The organism is Gordonia paraffinivorans NBRC 108238 (assembly GCF_000344155.1).
Classification (GTDB): domain Bacteria; phylum Actinomycetota; class Actinomycetes; order Mycobacteriales; family Mycobacteriaceae; genus Gordonia; species Gordonia paraffinivorans.
This window is the reverse complement of record NZ_BAOQ01000043.1, coordinates 1-12522: the sequence shown is the minus strand read 5'-3', so window position 1 is coordinate 12522 and position 12522 is coordinate 1. Positions and strand designations below refer to the sequence as shown.

Below are 12522 nucleotides of genomic sequence, written 5' to 3'. Positions count from 1 at the left end.
GGCCGCCTCAGGCCTCGGGGCCTGCCTCCACGATCTGGGCGGCGACCTCGGCGAGTTTGATGTTGGCGTCCTGGGACAGCCGTGCCAGCAAGGCGAACGCCGCGGTCGCGTCGAGCTTGTAGCGCTCCATGATCATGCCCTTGGCCTGGCCGATGACGTCGCGCGTGTGCAGCGCGGCGTGGAGCTGCTGCTTCTCCTTGACGGCCGCGAACGCGGTGGCCGCATGGGCGGCGAACAGCTCGCCGATCGTCCGTGACTCCTCGGTGAACGCGTACGGGCGGGTGCTGTGCAGGTTGAGCGCGCCGAATCCGTCCCCGTCGATGTAGAGGCAGAAACACGCCATCGACCGCATCCCCAGCGCTGCGGCACGCTCGGTGAACCTCGGCCACCGGGTCTCGGCGGTCATGTCGTCGATCCAGATGGTCACGTCGTCGACGGCGGCCCGGACGCACGGCCCCTCGCCGAGTTCCTGCTGCAGCCGGTCGGCCTCGCCGCCGAGATCGCCGACGATGACCGGGGTCTCGATCTGCCCGTTCGCGACGAGGGTCACCGTCGCGAACTCGGCCTGGTCGACGGCGTCGACCGCGTACTTGGTCATCGACCGGAGGAAGGCCTCCGTGCCGTCGCTCTGCGCGCGCATCTCCCCGGCGATCCGCGTCATCTGCGCACCGAAATCCGCCAACCCGGTCAACTGGAGCCTCCCGATGAGTACACGTCCCGCATGATCCGGCCGGTCGACGCGCCGAGTCGCGGAAGAGAACCGTCGCGAGTGAAGTATGCCGGATGGCCGGGACCCTCAGGCGTCGACGAGGCCTTCGCGCTGGGCCACCGACCGCCCCGGCCGACGACGGAGGACGTCGAGACGGAAGTCGGTGTCGGAGTAGGACGCCAAGACGGCCAGCGACGACGCCCGCAGCGCCTCGTGGACCGCGTCGCCGGTCTGCGGGTAGTCCGCGACCGGCCATCGCCAGTGCACCGCGACGACCTCTCCGTCGGGGGTCAGCGACCCCGGCAGACGACCGACGAGGTCGTCCAGCGCATCGGCGTCGAGGTAGTAGAGGACCTCGCTGAGCACGATCAGGTCGAACCGCTCGCCGACCGGCCAGTCCTCGACGATGTCGCCCGAGCGCACCTGCGCGTGCGGGGCGGCGGCGAGACGCCGGCGCGCCAGATCGACGGCGCGGGGGCTGACGTCGATGCACAGCAGGCGGTCACAGCGGGTGGCCAGCTCGGCGCTGAGGACGCCGATCGAGCAGCCGGGTTCGAAGGCCGAGCCGTAGCGGGGAGAGGAGAGCGCCGCGAGGGTCAGCGCGTACTTGCGTCGCTCGTACCAGCGGGACGAGAAGCCCCACGGGTCGTCGGCGGCATACATGGCGTGGAAATAGCTGTCCGGCAATCGGTGTGGGGTCATGTGAGGATGAACTCCCGGTCGCGGAGAAGGCGCGCGAGAATGTGGGGTCCGAGGACCGCCGCGTCCTCGGGGGCGTCGGACAGGGGGCGGATCTGGGTGGCGAACTCCTCCACCGCCGCGCGCTTGCGTGCGAGATCGGCGTCGTCGAGCGAGAACGTGCGCACGCGGTCCCACGGGACCGCCGGATCGCCGGGCGCGGCCCAGTGCCACATCCAGATGGGGAACATCCACACCGGCAGGCCGTGCGCGTCGCCGACGCGCTGCGCGCACCGCCCGGCCGCCTCGTGGTCCGGGTGGCCGTCGTGCGACCACACCGACAGCAATCCCGTTCGCGCGACGGGCTTCTCGGCGAGGACCCCGGCGAGGATCGCCTCGATCTCCGGCTCCCGTTCGGCGAGGCGGCCGTCGGGGAGGCCACACCAGCGTGACGGTTCGAGGCCGAGGACGGTCGTGGCGGCATCCAGTTCACGGTGCCGGTGCTCGGCCAGCTCGCGGGGCGTGAGGGTCGGGGACCCGGGGTGCGAGGCCGAACCGTCGGAGAGGCAGACGGCCACCACCTCGGTCCCGGATCGGGCGGCCGAGGAGATCAGCGCTCCCGCTCCGAGCACCTCGTCATCGGGGTGGGCGGACATGACGACGAGGCGATCGACGGGCACCTCCGCCGGCGGCCACCCGCCCCGGGCGGCGAACCATTCCCGCCACCGCGCCTCCGGGGTCCCGGTGTCGGCGGTCGGTGTCGCGGCGAACCGGGCCGACATGCTCTCCGAGCGCCCGTCGGTCGTCATCGGTCCCCCTCGGGTCCGGGAATCCGGCCGTCGACGAGACCGCCGAGGGTCACGAGATCGGCGTCGGCGTGTGACTGGCGGATGTACACCGTCAGGTCGGCCACGGCGTGCGCGTGATCGGGGTCGGCCACCAGCGGCCGCGGGCCCAACGCCCGCCCCACCCGGTCGATGATGCCGGTCGCGACCTGCTCGATCGACCAGCGGACGGCGAAGGCAAGCCGGGCGGCCGGGGCGTGCGGCGCGGCGTCGAGCTGCCGCGCCGCGGCCTCGAGCTGCGCCCAGCCGGCCGTCACGGTAGAGGGGGCGAGCGACACGCCGTGCGCCGCCGAACCAGCAGGCCGCGACGCCGATCCCGCCGTGCCAGAAACCGGGCCGATCGAGGTAGGCGCCGACCCCGCCGACGGGTTCGGCGGGCACCGCGTCGAACGCCACGTCCCCGGTGTCGGTCGTCAGCATGCCCGGACTGTGCCAGCCGGAGGTGTCGGCGCTGACGCCGGGCGCGCGCAGGTCCACGGCGAAGAGGCGGATTCCGGCGTCGGTGTGCGCGGTCACCAGGGCATGGGTGCAGACGGTGGCGCCCGAGCACCAGGGCTTCACGCCAGACAGCTGCCAGCGGGCGTCGACGAGGCGGGCGTCGACCCTCGGGCGGGGCGGCTCGGCGGCCCACACGCCCCAGAACTCGCCGGGCGCCACGCCGCCGCCGACGATCTCGCCCAGGATGGCGTCGGCGTCGGCGTGGGCCTCCACGAGACGCCCGGTGCCGATGTCCTCGGTGCAGAGCCGGGTCAGCGCGGCGAAGCGCTCGAGTGTCCGCCCCGAGCCGGGGCGCGGCAGCGCGAAGTCCGCCGACCCGACGATCTCGCGGGCGCGCTCGCCGCTCATCCGGTCTCCTCGGGGGTGCGCTCGGCGAGCCCGCGCAGATAGGCGGCGAACCCCTCGGCGGCCCGGCCGGCACGACGCGTGGACGTGCGCACCGGCGCATGCGCGCCCCACACGATCGGCCGCGCGGCGTTCTCGAGGCGGGCGACCAGGTCGACGTCCTCGTGCGCTGAGAGGGTGCGGAACCCGCCGACCGCGGCGTAGGCGTCGGCGCGCACCCCCAGGTTGGCGCCGTGGATGTGGCGGTGTCCGGTGCGGGGTTCGTAGTTGCGGGCGAACCGGGCCCCGGTCCCCGGGGGCCAGCCGTCGAAACCGTCGGGGGTGATGGTGCCCACGTAGGCGTCGGCGCCGTCATGCGCGGCCGCCACATGGGTCACCAGCCATTCGGGTGGGACGGTCGAGTCCGCGCCGGTGGTCGCGAACCACGTCGTCGGCGACGCACCTGCGGAGGCGGCGGCGAAACCCGCTCGACGTGCCGCGCCCACGCAGCGCTCCTCGACCCGGAGGGTCCGGAACCGCGGCGGGACCACCGAGGCCGACGAATCCCGGCAGGAGTCGAGCACCACGATCACCTCCACCGGCAGCGCGACCGCGGCGGCGGCGACCGTCAGGGCCTCGAGGCACGCGGGCAGGAGATCGCCCTCGTCGTGGGCGGGCACCACCACGGTCACGTCGGTGATGACGGGCATCACATCACCGGGCCTCGCAGGCATCGCACGCTCCCCGACCCGACTGGACAACACAGATCGACCGGGTCCGACGGCGTCAGACCGGATGGATCGAACACTACCCGGCGGCGGGCGCGGGAGACCGTGGCTCGGGGAATCCTCAGGTTGGGTCCGTTACCCTGAGGACCCGTGGCAACCAGTAGCAGATATGACCTGATCGTCGTCGGCTCCGGATTCTTCGGTCTCACCGTCGCCGAGCGGGCCGCGACGCAGCTGGGCAAACGGGTTCTCGTCGTCGAACGGCGCGACCACATCGGGGGCAACGCCTACTCCGAGCCCGAGCCGACGACCGGGATCGAGATCCACAAGTACGGCGCCCACCTCTTCCACACCTCCAACGACCGCGTGTGGGAGTACGTGAACCAGTTCACCGAGTTCACGAACTACCAGCACCGCGTCTTCGCGCTGCACAACGGGCAGGCCTACCAGTTCCCGATGGGGCTCGGCCTCATCAGCCAGTTCTTCGGGCGCTACTACACGCCCGACGAGGCGCGCAAGCTCATCGCCGAGCAGGCCGGGGAGATCGACACCGCGAAGGCGCGCAACCTCGAGGAGAAGGCGATCAGCCTCATCGGCCGACCGCTCTACGAGGCCTTCATCAAGCACTACACCGCCAAGCAGTGGCAGACCGACCCGAAGGACCTGCCGGCGAGCAACATCACCCGCCTGCCGGTGCGCTACACCTTCGACAACCGGTACTTCAACGACAAGTACGAGGGCCTGCCGGTCGAGGGTTACACCAAGTGGCTGGAGAACATGGCCGCCGACGAGCGCATCGAGGTGCGCCTGTCCACCGACTGGTTCGCGGTGCGCCACGAGCTGCGTGCGGAGAACCCGGACGCCCCGGTGGTCTACACCGGTCCGCTGGACCGCTACTTCGACTACTCGGAGGGCCGTCTCGGCTGGCGCACACTGGATTTCGAGACCGAGGTGCTGGACACCGGCGACTTCCAGGGCACCCCGGTGATGAACTACAACGACGCCGACGTGCCGTTCACCCGCATCCACGAGTTCCGGCACTTCCATCCCGAACGTGACTCGTACCCGACCGACAAGACGGTCATCATGCGCGAGTACAGCCGGTTCGCCGATGAGAACGACGAGCCGTACTACCCGATCAACACCCCGGAGGACCGCGCGAAGCTGCAGCGCTACCGCGACCTCGCCAAGGCCGAGACCGCAAGCGCGAAGGTGCTTTTCGGTGGCCGCCTGGGTACCTACCAGTACCTGGACATGCACATGGCGATCGCGAGCGCGCTCACCATGTTCGACAACACCCTGGCGCCGCATCTGCGTGACGGTGCGCCGTTGGTGGCCGACCCCGCAGGAGCCGAATAGATGACGGTGACCCCCGTGAACCAGTCCGACATCCCCGAGGCGGGTACCGGGCCGTCGAAGGCGAAATCGCTTCTGCAGCGGGTGATCTTCCCGCGGGCGGGCGAGCCGCTCGACGTCCGGTCGCTGTACCTGCTCGAGTCCGCGTCCAACCACCGGCGCGCGCACGCACCGAGCCGGACCTCGGTTCTGCTGGGCGCCGAGTCGGAGGTCAGCTTCGAGACCTACTTCAACGCCTTCGCGGCCGCGTACTGGCGGCGCTGGAGCATCCTGAAGTCGGTCGTGCTGCGCATCGAGGTCGTCGGCACCTGCCGCGTCGACCTGTACCGCTCCAAGATCGACGGATCGCGCATCGGCATCGGCGGCGACCTCGTCGCCACCGACGAGAACGGCCGCGGCGTGGCCGAATTCGAGCTCGACCTCGGCCCGTTCGAGGACGGCGGCTGGATCTGGTTCGACGTCACCACCGACACCGACACCGAGATCGTCGCCGCGGGCTGGTACGCCCCGATCGAGGCGCCCACCCCCGATGCCGAGACCAAGCGCGTGACGGTCGGCATCCCGACCTTCAACCGGCCGACCGACGCGGTGAACGCGTTGGCGGCGTTGACCTCCGATCCGATGGTCGACGAGGTCATCGACGCGGTGATGATGCCCGACCAGGGCACCAGGAAGGTCGTCGACGAGCCCGGCTACGCCGAGGCCGCCGCGGCGCTCGGCGATCGCCTGCACATCTTCGACCAGGGCAACCTCGGCGGTTCGGGCGGCTACGCGCGCATCATGTACGAGGCCCTGCGCCTGACCGATTCGCCGTACATCCTCTACATGGACGACGACATCGCCATCGAGCCGGACTCGATCCTGCGCGCCCTCGCGATGTCGCGATTCGCCAAGGCCCCCATGCTCGTCGGCGGGCAGATGCTCAACCTGCAGGACCGCAGCCACCTGCACTGCATGGGCGAGGTCATCCGCCGCGACACCTTCATGTGGACCGCGGCGCCGTTCGTCGAGTACGACCACAACTTCGCCGAGTACCCGCTCCGCGACCGCGAGAACTCCAAGAACCTGCACCGGCGCATCGACGTCGAGGGCAACGGCTGGTGGATGTGCATGATCCCCCGCGAGTGCGCGGAGACGATCGGCCTCCCGATGCCGCTGTTCATCAAGTGGGACGACTGGGAGTTCGCGCTGCGCGCGGCGAAGGCCGGCTATCCCACCGCCACCATCCCGGGTATCGCGATCTGGCACATGGCGTGGAGCGACAAGGACGACGCCATCGACTGGCAGGCGTACTTCCACCTCCGCAACCGCCTGGTGGTCGCCGCCATCCACCACGACGGCCCGATCAAGGGCATCCTCCGGTCGATGTCCAAGGCCACCGCCAAGCACCTGCTGTGCCTGGAGTACTCGACCGTGGCGATCCAGAACGAGGCGATCCGCGACTTCCTGCGCGGTCCCGACCACATCCGGAGCCTGCTGCCGGCCGCGCTGCCCAAGATCGCCGAGATGCGCAAGCAGTACCCGGACGCGGTCGTGCTGCCGTCGGCGACGGTCCTGCCCAAGGCCACCGGCGAGGCGACGCACCTGGGCACCCACGTCCCGACGAACCCGATCAGCAAGGTCAAGGCGCTCGCCGCGGCCGTGGTCAACAACGCCCGCCCGGCCGACCCGCGTCACCACGAGGTCCCGCAGGCCAACTACCCGCCGATCGAGGCGCGCTGGTTCTCGCTCGGCCGCGTCGACGGGGTCACCGTCACCACCGCCGACGGCCGGGGCGTCGTCTACCGCCAGCGCGACCGCGAGAAGATGATCGCCCTGGCCCGCGAGCACTTCGCGCTGGTCAAGGAGCTGCAGGAGAAGTTCGACGAGATGAAGCGGGTCTATCGGGCCAAGCATCGCGAGTTGACCAGTAAGGAGAGCTGGGCCGATGTCTTCGGAATCGACTAGTCCCGCGGCATCGGCCGACGAGACCTCCCGGCCCCCGCAGGGCGAGGAGAAGGTCCTCGTCGCGATCCAGCAGGGCATCGGCGCGCAGCCGGGCGTCCGCTCGGCCGCCCGCGGCCTGTCGCACTTCGGGGAGCACGCCCTGGGCTGGCTCGGCATCGCCGGCGCCGGCTGGGCGCTCGCGCGGGCCCGCGGCGACGAACGCTCTCAGCAGCTGTGGATCGAGGCCGGCGTCGGCGCCTTCGGGGCGCACGCCGCCTCGGTGATCATCAAGCGCATCGTCCGCCGGCCGCGCCCGGACCATCCGGCGATCGAGATCGGCGTGTCCACCCCCAGCAAGCTGAGCTTCCCGTCCTCGCATGCGACGTCGACGACCGCCGCCGCGATCCTCATCGGCCGCGCCGCCGGCTGGGATCTCAAGACCCTGCCCGCCGTGCTGGTCCCGCCGATGCTGCTGTCGCGGCTCGTCCTCGGCGTCCACTACCCGACCGACGTCACCGCCGGTGCCGCGATCGGTGCCGCGAGCGCAGCCGCGGTCATCGCGGGCGATAAGGTGCTGCTCGAACCCACCCGCGATCAACCGGCACCCGGACGCGCCCGCCGTGCGGCGCGCGCCCTGACCCGGCTCGGCCTGACGGCCGCGGTGCCCGGCGGTCCGCTGCGACTCGCCGCGGCCCCGGTCATCGCGCGGGCGACACGACACAGGGAGAGTGCATGAGCGAGGAGCCGATCGAGCACGGGAAGGTCGCCGGGCCGCCGAAGAACCTGGCCACCGGGCTGATCAAGGCGATCCGCCCACGGCAGTGGGTGAAGAACGTCCTGGTGCTCGCCGCGCCGCTGGCGGCCGGCAACATCACCGAGGTCTCGGTGCTGGTCCATGCCGGGATCGCCTTCATCGCGTTCTGCCTCGCGGCGTCGAGCATCTACCTCGTCAACGACGCGATGGACGTCGAGTCCGACCGCAACCACCCCACCAAGCGGTTCCGCCCCATCGCGGCGGGTGTCGTGCCGGTGCCGTTGGCGTACACGCTGGCCGCGGTCCTGCTCGCGGGCTCGATCGCGGTCGCCTTCCTGGCGAACTGGCAGACCGCGGTGGTCATCGCGATCTACCTGGTCATCCAGCTGGGCTACTGCTTCGGGCTCAAGAACCAGGCGGTCATCGACATCTGCATCGTGTCGTCGGGCTTCCTGCTGCGCGCCATCGCCGGCGGCGTCGCCGCCGAGATCGACCTGTCGCAGTGGTTCCTGCTCGTCATGGCCTTCGGCTCGCTGTTCATGGCGGCCGGCAAGCGCTACGCCGAGCTGATCCTCGCCGAGCGCACCGGCGCCCAGATCCGCAAGGCGCTGCGCTACTACACGACCACCTACCTGCGGTTCGTGTGGACGTTGTCGGCCACCGGCGTGGTCGTGTTCTACGGCCTGTGGGCGTTCGACAAGGGTGCCGACAACAACCACGACACCAACGTCGCCTACGCCATCTCGATGGTGCCGTTCACGATCGCCATCCTGCGCTATGCGGTGGACGTCGACGGCGGTGCGGCGGGCGAGCCGGAAGAGATCGCCCTCGGCGACCGTGTACTGCAACTGCTTGCCGTGGCGTGGATAGTATGCGTGGGTGTCGCGGTCTATGCGGTCAATTGACGGTCTGCAGTCCGCCGACGGTGTCGGTACCGATTCCGTCGTCGACGAGGTAGAGACCACTCCGACGTCCGTGGCGGGGGCCGTGACGTCCCGGCGTCGGCTGGCCGCGGCCAGCTGGTTCGTCGGAGCGGTCCTGGTGACCACCTTCTTCGCCATCGGCGCATGGCAGCGCCGCTGGATCGCCGACGACGGCCTGATCGTCCTGCGCACCCTGCGCAACCTCTTCGCCGGCAACGGTCCGGTGTTCAACGCCGGCGAGCGCGTCGAGGCCAACACCTCGACGGCGTGGACGTACCTGCTGTGGTTCTGGGCGTGGGTCACCGACGCCCAGCTCGAGTACGTCGCGCTGTGGGTCGCGCTCGTGTGCTCGGTCGCCGCGATCCCGATCGCGATGTACGGCGCGGCGCGCCTCTACGGCAACCGCATCGGCGGCCTCACCGGCGACGGCTGGACGCTGCTCCTTCCGTTCACCGCCATCGTCTACATCGCGCTGCCGCCGGCACGCGACTTCGCGACCAGCGGCCTGGAGAGCGGTCTCTGCATCTTCTGGGTGGCCGTGCTGTGGGTGCAGCTGGTGGCCTGGGCGCGCCGTGGGCCGAGAAGCGGGGGCCGGGCGGCCACTGCCACCCTGCTGCTGGCATTCACCGCGGGCCTCGCGCCGCTGATCCGTCCCGAACTCGCAGTCCTGGGCGGCCTCGTCCTGCTGCTCGTCTTCTTCGCGCCCCTGGGCTGGAAGATGCGCCTGGGCGTCCTCGTCGTCGCGGGCGCCCTGCCGGTCGGCTACCAGATCTTCCGGATGGGCTACTACGGCCTGCTGGTCCCGAACCCGGCCGTCGCCAAGGACGCGAGCGGGTCCAAGTGGGAGCAGGGCTTCGCCTACCTCACCAACCTCTTCGGCCCGTACGTCCTGCTGCTGCCGGTGATCCTGGCGGTGATCGCCGGTGTGCTGCTGATCGTCGCCGATCGCCTGCGCGCCGCGCCGGCCGACGCCGCCGACACCGCCGCCGATCCGCAGGCCTCCGCGGGGTCCCGCTTCGCGAGGTTCTCCGCGCGGCTGCAGACCACGCCCGTCGCCGTGGCGGTCGTCGTCGCGGCCGGGCTGATCCTCGTCGTGTACTGGGTCCGCCAGGGCGGCGACTTCATGCACGGCCGCGTCCTGTTGACCCCGCTGTTCATCACCTTCCTGCCGCTGATGGTGGTCCCGGTGACCATCCCGGCACACGTCAAGGCGGCATTCGCCCGACGCGACACCGACCCCGCGGCCCGTCGTCGCGCGGGTCTGGGCCTGGCCGGGTCGGTCGCGATGGCCGGCATGTGGATCACGGTCCTCGTCTGGGCGATCACCACCCACTCGACCGTGCTGCCCAACGCCGGCATCGACATCGGTCGCAGCGGGATCGTCGACGAACGTCGCTTCTACGTCACCAACATGGGCAACGAGAACCCCGTGACCGCCGAGGACTACCTCGACTACCCGCGCATGAAGGCGATGGTCGAGAAGATCGAGCAGTACCGCGACCAGGGCGGCGTCATCCTGCCGTCGTTCAACTACGACGAGTGGTACGTCGCGAAGCTCCCGGGGGAGATGCCGCCCGGTGCCAAGCGCCAGGTGACCGTCTACTTCCTCAACCTCGGTATGACGAGCATGAACGCGCCCCTCGACGTGCGCGTCATCGACCAGATGGGTCTGGCGTATCCGCTCGCCGCGCACACCGAGCGCCTCGAGGACGGCCGCATCGGCCACGACAAGATCCTGCCGAGCGAGTGGGTGATCGCCGAGTCCGGCGCCTTCCCGCGTCGCCCGGTGCTCCCCGGCTACCTCGACGAGGATCTCGTCCGGCAGGCACAGGTGGCGCTCCAGTGCCCGGAGACCAAGGACCGGTTCGCCTCCTTCGAGGGGCCGTGGTCGTTCAGCCGCTTCAAGCACAACCTGCGGCAGGCGTTCACGTTCAACAGCTACCGGATCCAGCGCGAGCCGGAGTACGAGATCCTGCGCTGCGGCCTCGAGATGCCGCCGCCGGTGAACCCCGGGAACTGAGGCGGGCGACCTGTCCGGCCTGCCGGAATCCGCCCGGGCCATCCGCGAGAAATTTGGCGGATACATCTCGGATCGGTAACGTCGCGGCTCGATGGGTCGATTGACCGTGTGTGACCGGGGTGTTCTGGAGTGGCCAGGGCGTCCCGGTGCGAGAGTTGTGATCGCAGTCACAAGGTTTGTCACGTCAGAGAGCATCGAATAGGCTCCCCGACGGCGAATCGCATGCGAGATCGGCTCGCTGAACCATTGCCGCGCCGCCATCCGTATGCGCCGGCGAGGTGTGAGACGCACAAGGTCCGACCGGGTTGCGTGATGTGAGAGCGTCACCGGCTCCGGGCGGCGGAAAAGGGAGATTCTGTACATGCGTGAAGCTGCCACACAGGCGAGCAGGCCTGCGCGCAGTCGGACGAGCAACCGGCTGATCGCCGCTCTCGTCGCCGTGCTGACAGTTGTCGGGCTTACCGGAGTCGTCGCCGGACAGGCGAACGCCCGGATCGGGGGCACGCAGGTCGGAAAGCAGGAGTTCTGGGTCAACGGGTGCGGCATGCCGAATGTCAAGGTCCGCGCCTGGAAGAAGCCCGGCAACTACAAGACCGTCATCCTGCTCGACGGTATGCGCGCCCAGTACGACTACAGCGGCTGGGAGATCAACACCAACGTCCAGGAGATGGTCAAGTCCGGCGTCAACGTCGTCGAGCCCATCGGTGGACCCGCGAGCTTCTACACCGACTGGGATGCGCCCAGCAACTTCAACGGCCAGAAGTACCGGTACCGCTGGAACTGCGTCATCACCAAGACCCTGATCGCCGAGCTCGACCGCCGCGGCTTCCGCGTCGGCCCGTCGAAGCGCTACGCGATCATGGGCCTGTCGATGGGCGGTAACGCGGCTCTCGTCATCGGTGCGCAGAACCGCCAGCACTTCGACCGTGCCGGCTCGCTGTCGGGCTACAACTTCCTCAGCGCGCCCGGTATGCGTACCGCGCTGCGCCTGGCGATGTTCGACGTCGACCCGAAGCCGTGGAACATCGACGCCATGTGGGGCCCGCCGTGGAGCATCCGCTGGTTCCAGAACGACCCCTTCTGGAACATCGGCCTGATGCGCGGCATGAAGATCTTCGTCGGTTCGGGCAACGGCCTGTTCGGCAAGTACAACGCCCTGCCGAACGTCTTCGACGACCTGTTCAAGGGATCGACGCTGGAGCTCCTGGCGTTCTCCCAGTCGAAGGCCTTCGAGGCGGCCGCCTTCGTCCAGGGCGTCCCGCTGATGACCTACTACGCGAACGGCACCCACGCGTGGGGTTACTGGCAGGACATGATGTGGAACGCCAAGAACCGCGGATTCTTCCGCTGACGGCCTGACACGAGCTGTTTCGACGCCCCGTCCGGGACTCCCGGGCGGGGCGTCGTCGTATGTCGGCGATGCGACCGTCCTGATAACACCTGTCACATGAATCTCACGTGTCACAGCGTGGCGTCGGGACACGCGCGCATATTCCGTGTAAGAAACTCCTGAGGCTTTTGGTAGTGATGATGCAGATGTGACTACTGGGGAAACGGTCGCTCTGCGCGAACCCCGGTCTGATGGGGCGAAGGAGTTCTACAGGTGATGCGGCGAAACAGTGGTGCACGACCGTTCGGTTCCCGGACGGCTCGTGGACGTGCCCGGCATTCGATGGCGGCCGCCGGTGTGGCGCTGGTGGCGGTGACGGGGCTCGTCGTCGGACAGGGTCTCGCAGGCGCGGAGCCCGAACCGCCGGCGCC

General features: G+C 69.8%; 9 protein-coding genes and 2 pseudogenes. 6 read left to right on the top strand and 5 right to left on the bottom strand.

The genetic code is table 11. The features are described from left to right. Nucleotides 1–7: 7 nt before the first annotated feature. From GP2_RS18360 to GP2_RS18340, 5 genes and pseudogenes are all read right to left on the bottom strand, one after another. Nucleotides 8–691: a GAF and ANTAR domain-containing protein gene (locus tag GP2_RS18360; protein ID WP_006902080.1), complete on the bottom strand. Its 684-nt coding sequence runs from the start codon at nucleotides 689–691 to the stop codon at nucleotides 8–10. A gap of 105 nt (nucleotides 692–796) precedes the next feature. Next, nucleotides 797–1411, bottom strand: a complete 615-nt coding sequence (locus tag GP2_RS18355; RefSeq protein WP_006902079.1) for a class I SAM-dependent DNA methyltransferase — start codon at nucleotides 1409–1411, stop codon at nucleotides 797–799. Further along, nucleotides 1408–2034, bottom strand: a pseudogene (locus GP2_RS18350) (PIG-L deacetylase family protein); the annotation flags it as partial. The pseudogene GP2_RS18350 and the gene GP2_RS18355, both read right to left, overlap by 4 nt. A gap of 158 nt (nucleotides 2035–2192) precedes the next feature. Further along, nucleotides 2193–3078: pseudogene (locus GP2_RS18345) on the bottom strand (acyl-CoA dehydrogenase family protein). Then, the gene (locus GP2_RS18340) at nucleotides 3075–3764 is read right to left on the bottom strand and encodes a glycosyltransferase family 2 protein (protein WP_006902077.1); all 690 of its coding nucleotides are present in this window, start codon (nucleotides 3762–3764) and stop codon (nucleotides 3075–3077) included. Before GP2_RS18340 ends, GP2_RS18345 begins: the two are co-directional and overlap by 4 nt. A gap of 168 nt (nucleotides 3765–3932) precedes the next feature. Between GP2_RS18340 and glf the strand changes: the two genes are divergently transcribed. From glf to GP2_RS18310, 6 genes are all read left to right on the top strand, one after another. Further along, nucleotides 3933–5141, top strand: coding sequence for a UDP-galactopyranose mutase (gene glf, locus GP2_RS18335; protein ID WP_006902076.1), 1209 nt, complete (start codon nucleotides 3933–3935; stop codon nucleotides 5139–5141). After that, complete coding sequence (locus GP2_RS18330; protein WP_006902075.1) at nucleotides 5142–7085, top strand: glycosyltransferase; 1944 nt, start codon at nucleotides 5142–5144, stop codon at nucleotides 7083–7085. Then, the gene (locus tag GP2_RS18325; RefSeq protein ID WP_006902074.1) at nucleotides 7066–7800 is read left to right on the top strand and encodes a phosphatase PAP2 family protein; all 735 of its coding nucleotides are present in this window, start codon (nucleotides 7066–7068) and stop codon (nucleotides 7798–7800) included. The genes GP2_RS18330 and GP2_RS18325 overlap by 20 nt, the downstream gene beginning before the upstream one ends. Then, nucleotides 7797–8723: a decaprenyl-phosphate phosphoribosyltransferase gene (locus GP2_RS18320; protein WP_006902073.1), complete on the top strand. Its 927-nt coding sequence runs from the start codon at nucleotides 7797–7799 to the stop codon at nucleotides 8721–8723. The genes GP2_RS18325 and GP2_RS18320 overlap by 4 nt, the downstream gene beginning before the upstream one ends. Continuing rightward, nucleotides 8710–10761 carry an arabinofuranosyltransferase AftB family protein gene (locus tag GP2_RS18315; RefSeq protein ID WP_006902072.1) on the top strand — a complete coding sequence of 684 codons (2052 nt, stop codon included), beginning with the start codon at nucleotides 8710–8712 and terminating at the stop codon, nucleotides 10759–10761. Before GP2_RS18320 ends, GP2_RS18315 begins: the two co-directional genes overlap by 14 nt. A gap of 361 nt (nucleotides 10762–11122) precedes the next feature. Then, nucleotides 11123–12112, top strand: coding sequence for an alpha/beta hydrolase (locus tag GP2_RS18310; protein WP_006902071.1), 990 nt, complete (start codon nucleotides 11123–11125; stop codon nucleotides 12110–12112). The last annotated feature ends 410 nt before the right edge of the window (nucleotides 12113–12522 follow it).